The 14,293-nt window shown below is 72.5% G+C and carries 15 protein-coding genes; 11 read left to right on the top strand and 4 right to left on the bottom strand.

Annotation, left to right across the window (positions count from 1 at the left end; all coding sequences use genetic code 11):
- Nucleotides 1–177 precede the first annotated feature (177 nt).
- The 5 genes from ACFOW4_RS22485 (at nt 178) to ACFOW4_RS22465 (ending at nt 4,879) form a co-directional block, all read left to right on the top strand.
- A complete protein-coding gene (locus tag ACFOW4_RS22485) occupies nt 178–852 on the top strand; it encodes a 50S ribosomal protein L25/general stress protein Ctc (protein WP_377530837.1) in 675 nt (224 codons plus the stop codon).
- A 133-nt stretch (nt 853–985) separates the two neighbouring features.
- Entirely contained in the window at nt 986–1,576 is a 591-nt protein-coding gene (gene pth / locus ACFOW4_RS22480; protein ID WP_377530834.1) for an aminoacyl-tRNA hydrolase, read from the top strand.
- 158 nt (nt 1,577–1,734) lie between these two features.
- A complete protein-coding gene (locus tag ACFOW4_RS22475; protein WP_377530832.1) occupies nt 1,735–2,565 on the top strand; it encodes a 3'(2'),5'-bisphosphate nucleotidase CysQ in 831 nt (276 codons plus the stop codon).
- A 74-nt stretch (nt 2,566–2,639) separates the two neighbouring features.
- Nucleotides 2,640–3,551, top strand: coding sequence for a sulfate adenylyltransferase subunit CysD (gene cysD / locus ACFOW4_RS22470; RefSeq protein WP_377530830.1), 912 nt, complete (start codon nt 2,640–2,642; stop codon nt 3,549–3,551).
- Entirely contained in the window at nt 3,551–4,879 is a 1,329-nt protein-coding gene (locus ACFOW4_RS22465; RefSeq protein ID WP_377530828.1) for a sulfate adenylyltransferase subunit 1, read from the top strand. Before cysD ends, ACFOW4_RS22465 begins: the two co-directional genes overlap by 1 nt.
- A gap of 68 nt (nt 4,880–4,947) precedes the next feature.
- Here ACFOW4_RS22465 and galK read toward each other — a convergent pair whose 3' ends face one another.
- Both galK and galE read right to left on the bottom strand, forming a co-directional pair.
- Entirely contained in the window at nt 4,948–6,117 is a 1,170-nt protein-coding gene (galK, locus tag ACFOW4_RS22460; protein WP_377530825.1) for a galactokinase, read from the bottom strand.
- Nucleotides 6,114–7,043: a UDP-glucose 4-epimerase GalE gene (galE, locus tag ACFOW4_RS22455; protein WP_377531703.1), complete on the bottom strand. Its 930-nt coding sequence runs from the start codon at nt 7,041–7,043 to the stop codon at nt 6,114–6,116. The genes galK and galE overlap by 4 nt, the downstream gene beginning before the upstream one ends.
- Nucleotides 7,044–7,288: 245 nt before the next feature.
- On the opposite strand from galE, the gene ACFOW4_RS22450 reads away from it, so the two are divergent.
- From ACFOW4_RS22450 to ACFOW4_RS22425, 6 genes are all read left to right on the top strand, one after another.
- A complete protein-coding gene (locus tag ACFOW4_RS22450) occupies nt 7,289–8,326 on the top strand; it encodes a hemolysin family protein (protein ID WP_377530823.1) in 1,038 nt (345 codons plus the stop codon).
- Between the two features lie 33 nt (nt 8,327–8,359).
- Nucleotides 8,360–9,385, top strand: coding sequence for a tryptophan--tRNA ligase (gene trpS, locus ACFOW4_RS22445; RefSeq protein WP_377530820.1), 1,026 nt, complete (start codon nt 8,360–8,362; stop codon nt 9,383–9,385).
- Between the two features lie 25 nt (nt 9,386–9,410).
- Nucleotides 9,411–9,980: a 2'-5' RNA ligase family protein gene (locus tag ACFOW4_RS22440; protein ID WP_377530818.1), complete on the top strand. Its 570-nt coding sequence runs from the start codon at nt 9,411–9,413 to the stop codon at nt 9,978–9,980.
- Nucleotides 9,981–10,094: 114 nt separating this feature from the next.
- Nucleotides 10,095–11,018: a YihY/virulence factor BrkB family protein gene (locus ACFOW4_RS22435; protein WP_377530816.1), complete on the top strand. Its 924-nt coding sequence runs from the start codon at nt 10,095–10,097 to the stop codon at nt 11,016–11,018.
- Nucleotides 11,015–11,401: a GntR family transcriptional regulator gene (locus ACFOW4_RS22430; RefSeq protein ID WP_377530814.1), complete on the top strand. Its 387-nt coding sequence runs from the start codon at nt 11,015–11,017 to the stop codon at nt 11,399–11,401. The genes ACFOW4_RS22435 and ACFOW4_RS22430 overlap by 4 nt, the downstream gene beginning before the upstream one ends.
- Before the next feature lie 121 nt (nt 11,402–11,522).
- Nucleotides 11,523–11,960 carry a hypothetical protein gene (locus tag ACFOW4_RS22425; protein WP_377530812.1) on the top strand — a complete coding sequence of 146 codons (438 nt, stop codon included), beginning with the start codon at nt 11,523–11,525 and terminating at the stop codon, nt 11,958–11,960.
- Nucleotides 11,961–11,972: 12 nt separating this feature from the next.
- Here ACFOW4_RS22425 and ACFOW4_RS22420 read toward each other — a convergent pair whose 3' ends face one another.
- Entirely contained in the window at nt 11,973–12,344 is a 372-nt protein-coding gene (locus ACFOW4_RS22420) for a VOC family protein (protein ID WP_377530811.1), read from the bottom strand.
- Between the two features lie 202 nt (nt 12,345–12,546).
- The gene (locus ACFOW4_RS22415; RefSeq protein WP_377530808.1) at nt 12,547–14,184 is read right to left on the bottom strand and encodes a glycoside hydrolase family 13 protein; all 1,638 of its coding nucleotides are present in this window, start codon (nt 14,182–14,184) and stop codon (nt 12,547–12,549) included.
- Between the last annotated feature and the right edge of the window lie 109 nt (nt 14,185–14,293).

Raw genomic sequence — 14,293 nt, 5'->3', positions numbered from 1 at the left:
TGGTGCGGTTGCCACGGCGAGGGTGCCCGGCGGGCCGCTGAAAAGCGCCGCACGGAGGCACCGTCATCGACGCGGTGCTCCGGGCAGTCGTTCATGACGCATGAGCCCCAGCGAGCCCCTCGCCCCAGCACCGCCAGACGACAAGCCGCCGCAGCGAAAAGCATCAGGAGTTTCCCCGTGTCCGAGGTAAAGATCAGCGCCGAGCCCCGCACCGAGTTCGGCAAGGGTGGTGCCCGTCGTACCCGCCGGGCCGGCAAGGTGCCCGCCGTGCTGTACGGCCACGGCGAGAAGCCCAAGCACATCGCGCTCCCGTCCCGCGAGTTCGCCGCCGCGATCCGCAAGGGTGGCGCCAACCAGCTGTTCGCGATCGACATCACCGACGGCACCCAGGTTCTGGCGCTGCCGAAGGCGATCCAGCGCGACCCGATCAAGGACACCTTCGAGCACGTCGACCTGCTGCTGGTCCGTCGGGGCGAGAAGGTCACCGTCGACGTCCCGGTGCAGCTGACCGGCGACGCCGCGCGCGACACCCTGATCGTGCACGACCACGACACCCTCTCGGTCACCGCCGACGCCACCAAGGTGCCGGACCACCTGGAGGCCTCGATCGAGGGCCTGGAGGCGGGCTCCCAGGTGACCGCCGGCGACGTGCAGCTGCCGGCCGGCGTCGAGCTGGTAGGCGACGCGGACCAGACCGTCGCCTCGGTGACGGCCGCGCCGACCGCCGAGCAGCTCGAGGCGACTCTCCCCGAGGTCGAGGACGCCACCGCCGAGGCCGAGGCCGAGGTCGGCGAGGTCACCGAGGGCTCCGAGGGTGCGGACGCCGCCCCGGCCGAGAACACCGAGGCCTGATCGGTCCGAAGCATTGCGACAGGCGTCCCCGAGCTTTCGGGGGCGCCTGTCGGCGTATCGGGGGTCAGCCGCTGGCTGACGGCGGGACACCACCGGCGGGCGCGCGCCGGCGGGTAACGAAGGGGACGCAGAGGTGACGGACGAGGCGGGGCCGTGGCTGGTGGTCGGCCTGGGCAACCCGGGTCGGGAGTACGCCGGCAACCGGCACAACGTCGGGTTCATGGCGGCCGATCTGCTGGCCGGCCGGGTGGGCGCGAAGTTCGGCCGGCACAAGCGGGCGGTGGCCGAGGTGGCCGAGGGGCGGCTCGGGTTCGGCGGCCCCAAGCTGGTGCTGGTGAAGCCGCTGACGTACATGAACCTCTCCGGCGGGCCGGTGGCGGCGCTGGCGCAGTTCTACAAGGTGCCGCCGGGGCAGGTGATCGCGGTGCACGACGAGCTGGACATCGCCTTCGGTCAGGTGCGGGTGAAGTGCGGCGGCGGCGAGGGCGGTCACAACGGCCTGCGCTCGATGTCCAAGTCGCTGGGCACCAAGGAGTACGTGCGGGTGCGGTTCGGCATCGGCCGGCCGCCGGGGCGGCAGGATCCGGCGGACTACGTGCTGTCGGATTTCGGCGCGGCGGAGCGCAAGGAGTTGGATTTCCTGGTCGACCGGGCCGCCGATGTGGTGGAGTCCGTGGTCGTCAAGGGCGTGGAGCCGACGCAGAACCTGTTCCACGGGGCCTGACCGCCTGTCGGTCCCGACGGTCGGTGGCCCTGGCGGGGCGTACCGCTGCGGCGGCCAGATGTCGGTAGTCTGCGCCTTTCGGCGTGGTGCGACCGGCGACGCGGGTCGCGGCGGGGCGGTCCGTTCGCGGGTCGCGGCGAGGCGACGGGAGCGGGCAGATGAGCAGTCCTCCGATGATCGACGGTGCGTTCGCCCGGTGGTTGGCGGCCCGGGCCGGTCAGGCGCTGCTGGGCCTGCGCGCCGAGATGGGCTTCGCGGACGCCGGAGCGTTGCGGTCGGCCGGTGACAAGGTGTCGCACGACCTGATCCGTACCGAGCTGGCGAAGTGGCGGCCCGGGGACGCGGTGCTCTCCGAGGAGGACGAGGGCTCGCGGTTGGCCTGGGCAGCCGAGGTGAACGCCGGTGCGGTGTCCCGGCTGACCGCGGACCGGGTGTGGATCGTCGATCCGCTGGACGGCACCCGGGAGTTCGCCGAGGACGGCCGCTCCGACTGGGCGGTGCACGTGGCGCTCTGGGCCCGCAGCGCGCCGAGCCCGCACGGGCTGGTCGCCGGGGCGGTGGGGCTGCCGGCGCAGCACCGGGTGCTGGGCACGGACTACCCGCCGGCGTACCCGCCGATGACGCTGGAGGCGGCGACGGCCGGCGAGCGGAAGATCCGGCTGGCGGCGAGCCGCAGCCGACCGCCGGTGTTCCTGACCGACCTGGCCGAGGACGTGGGCGCGCACCTGGTGCCGATGGGGTCGGCCGGAGCGAAGATCGCGGCGGTGATCACCGGCGAGGTGGACGCGTACATCCACGCCGGTGGGCAGTACGAGTGGGACTCGGCGGCGCCGATCGCTGTGGCGACGGCCACCGGACTGCACGCTTCCCGGATCGACGGTTCTGCGCTGAAATACAACGAGGCGGATCCACGCCTGCCGGACCTGCTGGTCTGCCGCAAGGATCTCGCCACTCGGTTGCTTGCAGCGCTGCAGAGACATTCCGGGTAGCCTGAGCGCACTTTCTTGACATGCCCGACCGGAAAGGTCTGGAATCGGATGAGCCAGCGAATCGAGCCGGTGTCATGACCGCCCCAGCGGCCTATCGGGTCTCCCACCTGGACGCCCTCGAGGCGGAGAGCATCTTCGTGATGCGCGAGGTGGTCGCCGAGATGGAACGCCCGGTGCTGCTCTTCTCCGGCGGCAAGGACTCGATCGTCATGCTCCGGCTGGCGCAGAAGTCGTTCGCCCCGGCCAACATCCCCTTCCCGGTCATGCACGTGGACACCGGGCACAACTTCCCCGAGGTCCTGGAATACCGCGACCGGCGCGTCGCCGAGCTGGGGTTGCAACTGGTGGTGGCGAGCGTGCCGGAGGCCCTGGCCAGGGGCATGGTGCGCGAGTCCGGCGACGGCATGCGCAACCGGATCCAGACGCCGGTGCTGCTCGACGCGGTGGAGAAGCACCGCTTCGACGCGCTCTTCGGCGGTGCCCGCCGCGACGAGGAGAAGGCCCGCGCCAAGGAGCGGGTGTTCAGCTTCCGTGACGAGTTCGGCCAGTGGGATCCGAAGAACCAGCGGCCGGAGCTGTGGTTGCTGTACAACGGCCGGCACCACCCCGGCGAGTCGATCCGGGTCTTCCCGCTGTCCAACTGGACCGAGCTGGACATCTGGCACTACATCGCCCGGGAGCGCATCCCGCTGCCGTCGATCTACTACGCGCACGAGCGCGAGGTCGTCGAGCGGGACGGCATGCTCTACGCGGTCAACGAGTTCTTCCGGCCCCGTGCCGGCGAGGAGCGGTTCAAGGAACAGGTGCGCTACCGCACCGTCGGCGACGCTTCCTGCACCGCCGCCGTCCGCTCCGACGCGGACACGGTGGAGAAGGTCATCGAGGAGGTGGCGGCCACCCGGATCACCGAGCGGGGCGCGACCCGGGGTGACGACCGGGTCAGCGAGGCCGCCATGGAGGACCGCAAGCGGGAGGGCTACTTCTGATGACCACCGAGACTCTCGCTTCGGACGGGGCGGAGGCCCGCCCCGGCTCCCCGGTCGGGCCGGAGGCCCGACCGATGGACCTGCTGCGGTTCGCCACCGCGGGCAGCGTCGACGACGGCAAGTCCACCCTGATCGGCCGGCTGCTCTACGACACGAAGTCGCTCTTCACCGACCAGTTGGCCGCCGTCGAGGCGGTGAGCGCGGCGCGCGGCGACGAGTACACCAACCTGGCGCTGCTCACCGACGGCCTGCGCGCCGAGCGGGAGCAGGGCATCACGATCGACGTGGCGTACCGCTACTTCGCGACGCCCCGGCGCAAGTTCATCATCGCCGACACCCCGGGGCACATCCAGTACACCCGCAACATGGTCACCGGGGCGTCCACCGCCGACCTCGCGCTGATCCTCGTGGACGCGCGCAAGGGCCTGGTCGAGCAGTCCCGCCGGCACGCGTTCCTCTGCTCGCTGCTGCGGGTGCCGCACCTGGTCCTCTGCGTCAACAAGATGGACCTGGTGGACTGGTCGCAGGAGGTGTTCGAGCGGATCGCCGACGAGTTCACCGCGTTCGCCGCGAAGCTGGACGTGCCGGACCTGACCGTGGTGCCGATCTCCGCGCTGCGCGGCGACAACATCGTCAGCCGGTCCGAGAACATGCCCTGGTACGAGGGGTCGTCGCTGCTGCACCACCTGGAGCGGGTGCACATCGCCAGCGACCGCAACCTGGTCGACGTCCGGTTCCCGGTGCAGTACGTGATCCGGCCGCAGTCCACCACGGTCACCGACTACCGCGGTTACGCCGGTCAGGTCGCCTCGGGCGTGCTGAAGCCGGGTGACGAGGTGATGGTGCTGCCGTCCGGCTTCACCAGCCGGATCGCCGCGGTGGAGACGGCCGACGGGCCGGTCGCGGAGGCGTTCCCGCCGATGTCGGTGACGGTGCGGCTGACCGACGAGATCGACATCTCCCGGGGTGACCTGATCTGCCGGCCCAACAACGCGCCCGCAGTGGCCCAGGACATCGAGGCGATGGTCTGCTGGATGGACGAGACCCGCCCGCTGCAGGTGGGCGGCCGGTACGCGATCAAGCACACCACCCGGTCGGCGCGCGCGATCGTGCGCGGGCTGCACTACCGGCTGGACGTCAACTCGCTGCATCGCGACGAGTCGGCCGGCGAGCTGCGGCTCAACGAGATCGGCCGGGTCCGGCTGCGGACGACGGTGCCGCTGCTGGCCGACGAGTACCGCCGTAACCGCACCACCGGCGGGTTCGTCATCATCGACGAGGCCACCAACCGCACCGTCGGCGCCGGCATGATCGTCGAGGCGAACTGACCCCGCCCGCACTGCGGGAAAGGAGGGGCCCCCTGTTAACGCCAGGCGTTAACAGGGGGCCCCTCCTTTCAGTCGAGGCGGGTGGCGCCGGGGGCGGGGAGGACCGGGACGGTGCCCGGGGCGGTGAAGCCGCGCTCGGCGTACGCGGCGGTGACCGCGTCGGCCACCGCGTCGGCCCGATCGGCGTGGACCAGTGCGAGGACGCAGCCGCCGAAGCCGCCGCCGGTCATCCGTGCGCCGAGGGCACCGGCCGCCAGCGCCGCCTCGACCGCAGTGTCGATCTCCGGCACGGTGATCTCGAAGTCGTCGCGCATCGAGACGTGCGAGGCGGTGAGCAGCGGGCCGATGTCCCGGACGCGGCCGGCGCGCAACAGCGCCACGGTGTCCAGCACCCGTTGGTCCTCGGTCACCACGTGCCGCACCCGCCGCCGCGTCTCCTCGTCGTCGAGGCGGGCCAGGGCGGCGTCGAGCTGGTCGACGGAGACGTCCCGCAGCGCCGGTACGCCGAGCGCCTCGGCCGCCGCCTCGCAGGACTTGCGGCGGGCCGCGTACTCGCCGTCGGCGTGCCGGTGCGGCGCCCGGCTGTCGATCACCAGCACGGCCAGCCCGGCGGCATCCAGGTCGAACGGGATGTGCTCGACGGACTCGTCCCGGCAGTCCAGGAAGAGGGCGTGCCCGGCGCGGCAGCGGATCACCGCGGACTGGTCCATGATGCCGGTCGGCGCGCCGACGTAGACGTTCTCCGCCCGCTGCGCCAACCGGGGCTGCCGCTCGGCCGGCAGCTCCAGCCCGCCGAGGTCGAGCAGGGCGGCCAGCACGGCCGCCTCCAGCGCGGCCGAGGAGGAGAGCCCGGAGCCCAGCGGTACGTCGGAGGCGATCGCCAGCCGCGCCCCGGGCACCGGGTGGCCCGCCTCGCGCAGCGCCCACACCACCCCGGCCACGTACGCGCCCCAGCCGGTGACCTGGCCGGGCTCGGCGACCTCGTCCGCGCCGAACGTGATCGTCTCGCCGGACAGCTCGGACCAGACCGTCCAGCGCTCGCCGTCCTGCCGGTCGGCGGCGGCCACGGTACGCAGCGGCAGCGCGAACGGCAGCACGAAGCCGTCGTTGTAGTCGGTGTGCTCGCCGATCAGGTTGACCCGCCCGGGAGCCGCCCAGCGGCCGGCGGGCTCGGTGCCGTACTCCCGCTGGAAGCCGGCAGTGGCCCGCTCGGCGACGTCACCGGTGGGGTTGGTCATGGCTGCTCCAGGATGTGCGTGCGGTAGAAGGCCCAGGCGTCGCGCACCATGTCGTGCAGGGTCGGCTTCTGCGGCACCCAGCCCAGCTCGTCGCGGGCCAGCGCGGAGGAGGCGACCAGCTCGGCCGGGTCGCCCTCGCGGCGCGGGGCCACCTCGACCGGCAGCGGGTGACCGGTGACCTCGCGGACCACGTCGACGACCTGCCGGTTGGTGAAGCCGTTGCCGTTGCCCAGGTTGTAGATGCGGTGCTGACCGCCGGTGGCGGCGCCCAGTGCCAGCAGGTGGGCCCGGGCCAGGTCGGCGACGTGGATGTAGTCGCGTACGCAGGTGCCGTCGACGGTGGGGTAGTCGTCGCCGAAGAGCTGGAGCTTCTCCCGCCGGCCCGCGGCGACCTCCAGCGCGATCGGGATCAGGTGGGTCTCCGGGTCGTGCCGCTCGCCGAGCGCGACGTCGCCGTCGAGGTGGGCGCCGGCCACGTTGAAGTAGCGCAGCGACACGGCGGCCAGCCCGTGCCCGATCGCCTCGGAGGTGAGCGCCATGTCGACGGCGAGCTTGGTGGCCCCGTACGTGTTGGTGGGCGCCTTGACGGCGGTCTCCGGGATGGGCAGCTCGACCGGGTTGCCGTAGACCGCGGCGGTGGAGGAGAAGACCATCCGGGGCACCCCGGCGGCCCGGACGGCGTCGATCAGCGCGAGTGAGCCGACGGTGTTGTTCCGCCAGTACAGCTCCGGCTTGACCATCGACTCGCCGGCGGCGATCAGGGCGGCGAAGTGCAGCACCCCGTCGAAGCCGGCGTCTGCGGTGACGACCCGCGCGGCGTCGTGGATGGAGGCGTCGACGTAGGTCGCGTCGGGTGCCAGCGCCTCGCGGTGACCGGTGCGCAGGTCGTCCAGGACGACGACCTCGTGGCCCGCGTCGAGCAGCATCCGGGTCACGACGCTGCCGATGAACCCGGCACCGCCGGTGACGAGCAGTTTCACGTCGTTGCCTCCTGCCTGGGCCCGCCCGGAACGCGGCCCTTCGGTGATCCACCCTACGGCGGCGGCCGGTGCCCGACCGAGCTCGTCGCCATCCTCATTCCATCATAATCTCTCACGATTAAACAGAGCCGAACATGGCTGCTCCGCCGGAACACCGGTGCGCGAAGGCGCCGATGTCTACCATCTCTGTCATGCGGGAAGCGGCCCGTACCGGGCTCCGGCGACGCGCGCGGGGGCGGCCCGGCCGCGAGCCGGGCCCGCTCGCCCGCGCCGTGGCCCGGGTGGTGGTCCGCGCCGCCGACGGCGCCATCCGAGTTGTCACCGACCTGCTCGGCACCGGCCGGTCGGCCGGACGGGAGCGGATCAGCGAAGCCGAACTGCGCGACCTGGTCGCGGTCAACACGGTGCTGGACCCGGTCGAGCGGCGGATCATCGACGAGGTCCTGGTGGCCGGCGCGAGCCTGGTCCGCGAGGTGATGATGCCCCGCACCGAGGTGGTCTTCCTGCCCGCCCGGCTGACCATCGTCGAGGCGGCCCGGTTGGTCCGGGCCGAGACGCACACCCGCTACCCGGTCACCGACGGCACCCACGACGACGTGGTCGGCTTCGTGCACCTGCGCGACGTGCTGCTACGGCCGGACACCGACCCGTGCGTGACCGTGGGCCAGTTGGCCCGCGAGGTCAAGCGGCTGCCCGGCAGCAAGCGGGTGCTGGCCGCGCTCACCGAGATGCGCTGGGAGCGCCAGCATCTCGCGGTGGTGGTCGACGAGTACGGCGGCACCGCCGGCATCGTCACCCTGGAGGACCTCATCGAGGAGCTGATCGGCGAGATCCACGACGAGTACGACGCCACGCCCGACCCGGTGCACGCCGGCCTGCCCGCGGTGGTGGACGGCCGGCTCAACCTGGCCGACTTCGCCGAGCGGACCGGGATCGTCCTGCCGGTCGGCCCGTACGAGACGGTCGGCGGGTTCGTGATGGCCGCGCTCGGCCGCCTGCCGGTGGCTGGTGACGAGGTGCCGGTGACCGCGGAGCCGGCCGACGACGGCGACGTCCATCCCGCCGACCCGCCCGGCGGTTGGCTGCTGCGGGTGCTGGCCCTGGACGGGCGCCGGGTGGCCCGGCTGGCGGTTTCCGCCGCGCGCATGCCGGAGCAGCGACGCGAGGCGGCGCGCGAGGTGGGCGCCCCGACACCGGCCGGCCGGGGCCGACCCGCCGGCCCGTCATGACGGACCCCGGTGCTTGCTGACAGAATTGCCGCCATGCCCGACGTTCCCGCCCGCCCCCGCGTCTTCTCCGGCATCCAGCCGACGGCCGACTCGTTCCACCTCGGCAACTACCTCGGCGCGGTGCGGCACTGGGTGGCCCTGCAGGAGACCCACGACGCTTTCTACTGCGTGGTCGACCTGCACGCCATCACCGCGGGGCACGACCCGGCCCTGCTGCGCCAGCGCTCCCGGGTGGCGGCCGCCCAGCTCTTCGCGGTCGGCCTGGATCCGGAGCGCAGCACCCTCTTCGTCCAGTCGCAGGTGCCCGAGCACCCGCAGTTGGCCTGGGTGCTGGGCTGCATCACCGGTTTCGGCGAGGCCAGCCGCATGACCCAGTTCAAGGACAAGTCGCAGAAGCAGGGCAACGAGCGGGCCAGTGTCGGCCTGTTCACCTACCCGATCCTGCAGGCCGCCGACATCCTGCTCTACCAGGCCAACGCGGTGCCGGTCGGCGAGGACCAGCGCCAGCACCTGGAGCTCTCCCGGGACCTGGCCCAGCGGTTCAACTCGCTGTTCGGCCAGACGTTCACCGTGCCCGCCCCGCACATCGTCAAGGACACCGCGAAGATCACCGATCTCCAGGACCCGACGGCCAAGATGTCCAAGTCGTCGTCCTCGCCGGCCGGCATCATCGACCTCCTGGAGGACCCTGCCCGGTCGGCCAAGAAGATCCGCTCCGCGGTGACCGACACCGGGCGGGAGATCGTCTTCGACGTGGAGACCAAGCCGGGCATCTCCAATCTGCTGACCATCCACTCCGCGCTCAGCGGGCGCGGCATCGACGAGCTGGTGGCTGCCTTCGCCGGCCGCGGCTACGGCGACCTCAAGAAGGAGCTGGCCGAGGTGGTCGCGGAGTTCGTGCGGCCGATCCAGCAGCGCACGAGCACCTACCTGGACGACCCGGCTCAGCTGGACAAGCTCCTCGCCGCCGGTGCGGAGAAGGCCCGTGCGGTGGCCGGGGCGACGCTGCGGGCCGCGTACGAGCGGGTCGGCTTCTTTCCGCCGGTGCGCGGCGAATAGCGCGTCGGAAGGGTTGGACGGGTCGGTGGTTCCAGGGGTGGCGCGAAGCGTGGATCGCAGCGGCGGAGTGCCGTCGGCCGGCGACACCATCCAGATCGGCATCGCCGTGGACATTCCGGAGCCCTGGGGTGCCCGGCTCACCCGACGGCGGATCGAGGCGGGCGACCCGCAGGCGGTCCCGGCGCACGTGACGCTGCTCGGGCCGACCGAGATCCCGGTGGCCACGCTGCCCGCCGTCGAGCGGCACCTGACCGCCGTGGCCGCGGCGCACCTCCCGTTCGCCCTGCATCTGCGCGGCACCGGCACCTTCCGCCCGGTGACGCAGGTGGTCTTCGTCGCGGTCGCCGCCGGGATCAGCGAGTGCGAGGTGCTGGCCGCCGCCATCACCTCGGCTCCGGAACTGCACCGGGAGGCTCGCTTCCCGTACCATCCGCACGTCACCGTGGCGCAGGACGTCGCACCGGAGGCGCTGGACAAGGTGTACGAGGATCTGGCCGACTTCTCCGCGATGTTCGAGGTCGAGGCGTTCACCCTCTTCTCGCACAGCGGGCAGACCCGGTGGCAGCCGCGCCGGGACTTCCGCCTCGGCGGCTGACGGTCGGCCACCGCGTCCCACCGGCCGCCTACGGGCACCGCGACGACGCGCCGGCTGGCGAGCACCGGGAGCTGGTTGTCCACTCGACGGCGGGAGATCGGCGAGGATGACCGCGTGAACGTGATGGGCCGCATCGAGGCGGGCATCGACCGCTGGGTGAGCGCCGCGCGGGGTCGTTCGGCCCTCTTCGACCACCTGTGGCGGGCCGGCTCGCTCTACGCCGAGGTGCTGGGCGGGCGGCTCGCCGCGGCGATCGCCTACTACGGCTTCTTCGCGGTGTTCGCCCTCGCCCTGGTCGCGTACTGGATCTTCGGGGCGATCCTGAAGGACAACGACGAGGTCAGCGCCGCGGCGGCCAACTTCCTGCGGGAGAATCTGCCGTTCCTCGACGCCGAGCAGATCGCCAACTCCAGCGGCAGGATCGGCGTGATCGGCCTGGTCATCCTGGTCTTCACCGGGATCGGCTGGGTGGAGGCGATCCGTTCCTCGCAGCGGCTGATGTACCGGCTCAACCAGCAGCCCGGCAACCTGGTGATCCGGAGGCTGGTCGACCTGGGGGTGCTGGTCGGCATCTTCCTGCTGCTCGGCGTCTCGGTCGCGGCGGTGGACGCGCTGGAGTCGCTGCTGCGCTTCCTGCTGCGCAGCACCGGCTCGGCGGGCCTCACCACGGTCAGCGCGGTGCTCAGCGTGCTGGTCAACGCCGTGCTCGCCACCGCGCTGCTGGTGGCGGTGCCCCGGCTGCGGATGAGCCGGTCGCGGCTGCGCCCGGTGGTGGTGCTGGTCGCGGTCGGGATCACGCTGCTCAACACCGTGGGGCGGTTCTACGTGGTCCGCACCGAGCGGAACCCGGCGTACACGGTGGTGGCCGGTGCGGTGGGCCTGCTGCTCTACCTCTACCTGCTCAACCAGCTCGTGCTCTTCGGCGCGGCGCTCTGTGCGACGAGCCCGCGCGGACGGGTGGTCGACCTGGCCGAGGGAGCCCCGCCGGTGGACCTGGACGAGGACACCGACCCCGGCACGCCGGGCGGTGCCGGATGACGGAAGGGGCGCGGGTGCTGATCTCGGTTGATTCCGATTCGGCGGTGCCACCGTACGAGCAGGTGCGCGGCCAGCTCGCCGAGCTGATCGGCGACGGCCGACTGCCGGTGGGCAGCCGGCTGCCCACCGTCCGGCAGCTCGCTGCCGACCTGCGGCTGGCCGCGAACACCGTGGCGCGGGCGTACCGGGAGCTGGAGGCGGCCGGGCTGCTGGAGACCCGGGGGCGCAACGGCACGTTCGTCGCCCCCGGGCGGGACGACGCCGTCGACCGGCTGCAGCGGGCGGCGGCCAACTACGCGGCCGAGGCGGTCCGGCTGGGCGTGCCGCCCGCGACGGCGCTCGCCCTGGTCCGCGCCGCCCTGGACGCCGCCCGGCCCGGCTGACCGGTCGAGACCCCGGTCGAGGGAGGCTCGTGACAGCCGATCGGTGCCCGCTGGAGCGCCGGACGGGCGGTAACTGAGGGGAACGGCATCGGGGCTCGCGTTCGCGGACGATGATGGGCCGGTGGGCGCACTCATGACACTGGACCTGCCGGACGACTCGCCGATGCTCGGCCTGCCGTGGATCATCACCTTCGGTCCGCTCGGTGACCTCGACGAGTGGGAGCCGGTGGTCTGCGGCCCGTACGAGCGACCGCACGCGTTGGCGCTGGCCGAGGCGGTGGTGGCCGAGGAACAGCTGATGGCGGTGGTCGAGCCACTGCTGCCGGCGCTCTCGGCCGACGAGATCCGCGGCGAGATCGCCGCCGCGCAGGTGGCGGCCGAGGACGAGACGAGCCGGGTCGAGGGGGCCGACCTGTACGGCGACTTCGAGGACGTGATCGACGAGGAGTTGGACGCCGCCGCCGACGAGGCGGGCCACGGCGAGCCGACCGAGCCGCCGAACGAGGCCGAGGTACGCGCCGGCTTCACCCGCATCGCTGCGCTGCTGACGGCGAAGTGACGCGGCCGGCGGTCAGCGCGTCGGAAGGGCGTCCAGGACGCAGAACTCGTTGCCCTCGGGATCGGCGAGCACGGTGAACCTCTCGGTGCCGCTCTGCCCGACGTCCACGCGGCGGGCGCCCAGCCCGACGAGCCGTCGCACCTCGGCCTCCGGGTCACCGTCGGAGACCAGGTCGAGGTGCAGCCGGTTCTTCCCGCGCTTGGCCGTGCCGGAACCCTGCAACCAGACGGTGGGGGCCGCGCCGGCGGGCTGCCCGGCGGGCCAGAGCTTGGCGCTGCCGTCACCGCCCCGTTCGATCTCGTAGCCGAGCGCCGCCGACCAGAACGCGGTCATCACGTCCAGGTCCTCGACGTCGATCGTGCACTGCGCCATCCGTACCACCATGGGTCACCTCCGCCGCGTCGGTTTGGGTGCGGTACCCACCGCGGCGACCCAGCACACCCGGCGCGGACGGACACCGGCGCCGCGCGGAGCGGACTCCGCACGGCGCCGGCGCCACCTCACCCCCCACCACAAGGGGTCGGTAGCCCAGTCGCCCGTCGGCGCGGGGCACAACGGACGACCAGGTCGAGGACGAGTTACCCGCTCAGCGCCGTTCGAACCAGGCGGCCGCGTCGACCGGCAGCAGATGGCCGGAGCCCTGCCCGGTGAGCGCCTCGCTGGCGGCGATCGGCGCGCCGTACCCGTCGATCAGGACCGGAGCGCCGCTGAGGTTGACCACGCAGGTCAGCACCGCCGCGCCGGCGGCGCGCGTAAAGGCCAGCACGCCCGGCTCCGTCTCCAGCCAGGTCACGCCGCCGGCTCCGGAGGCGAGCGCCGGGTGCTCGTGTCGGATCCGCAGCGCGGCCCGGTAGAGCTCCAGCGTCGAGTCGGCCACGCCGGTCTGGGCGGCCACCGACAGGCCACGCCAGGTCGCCGGGGCCGGTAGCCAGCTCAGGTCGCTGCCGGCGGGACCGAAGCCGTACGGGGCCAGCTCGCCGCTCCACGGGATGGGTACCCGGCAGCCGTCCCGGCTCTCGCCGGTGCGCAGGAACGCCGGATCCTGGCGCAGCTCGTCAGGGAGGTCGAGCACCTCCGGCAGGCCCAGTTCCTCGCCCTGGTAGAGGTAGGCGCAGCCGGGCAGGGCGAGCATCAGCAGGCTGGCGGCGCGGGCTCGGCGCAGCCCCTCGGCGCCGTCGCCGTAGCGGGTGACGTGCCGCTGCTTGTCGTGGTTGGACAGCACCCAGGTGGTGGGCGCGCCGACCACGGCCGACTCGGCCAGGGCGGTGTCGATCACCTTGCGGAACGAGTCGGCCGACCAGGTGGCGTCGAGGAAGTCGAAGCTGAACGCCTGGTGCAGCTCGTCCGGCCCGATGTAGCGGGCCAGTCGCTGCGGGGTCTCGGCCCACGCCTCGGCGACCGCCATCCGGCCACCGGGGTAGCTGTCCAGGATGGGCCGCCAGGCGCGGTAGATCTCGTGCACCTCGTCCTGGTCGAAGTAGGGCAGTCGGCCCTTGCCGAGCAGTTCCACCTGGCGCTGGCCGGTGGTCATCGTGCTGAAGCCGACGTCCGGCAGGCCTTCGGCCTTGATCATCCCGTGCGCCACGTCGACCCGGAAGCCGTCCACGCCCCGGTCCAGCCAGAACCGCAGCACGTCGGAGAATTCGGCCCGGACCTCCGGGTGCCGCCAGTTCAGGTCGGGCTGGGCCGGGTCGAACAGGTGCAGGTACCACTGCCCGTCCGCCACCCGCGTCCAGGCGGGGCCGCCGAAGATGCTCTCCCAGTCGTTCGGCGGCAGTTCGCCGTGCTCGCCGCGACCCTCGGCGAAGAGGTAGCGGGCCCGCTCGGGGGAGTCGGGACCGGCGGCGAGGGCGGCGGTGAACCAGCGGTGCGCGCTGGAGGTGTGGTTGGGCACGAGGTCGACGATGATCCGCAGCCCGAGCGCGTGCGCGTCGGTGATCATCTCGTCGAAGTCGGTGAGGGTGCCGAACATCGGGTCGACGTCGCGGTAGTCGGCGACGTCGTACCCGCCGTCGATCATCGGGGAGGTGTAGAAGGGGGTCAGCCAGAGCGCGTCCACGCCGAGGTCGCGCAGGTACGGCAGCCGCTCGCGGATGCCCTGGAGGTCACCGACGCCATCCCCGTCACTGTCGGCGAAGCTGCGCACGTAGACCTGGTAGACGACCGCGGAGCGCCACCAGTCGTCGTCGGTGGTGCGGGGCGGCGTGGTGGTGCTGGCGGTCATCGGTGCGTTCCCCGTCTTCCTCGGGCCGGTGCGGCGGCAGCCGGCGTGCCACGGCGGGTGGCAGCGCGGATGTCTGAGCAATATGCCGGCCGAGGACTGCAAGAGTCAA

This window comes from Micromonospora sp. GCM10011542 (assembly GCF_042650685.1).
Lineage (GTDB): Bacteria > Actinomycetota > Actinomycetes > Mycobacteriales > Micromonosporaceae > Micromonospora.
Note: the sequence above shows the minus strand (reverse complement) of the source record. Positions and strands in the feature narration are given on the sequence as shown.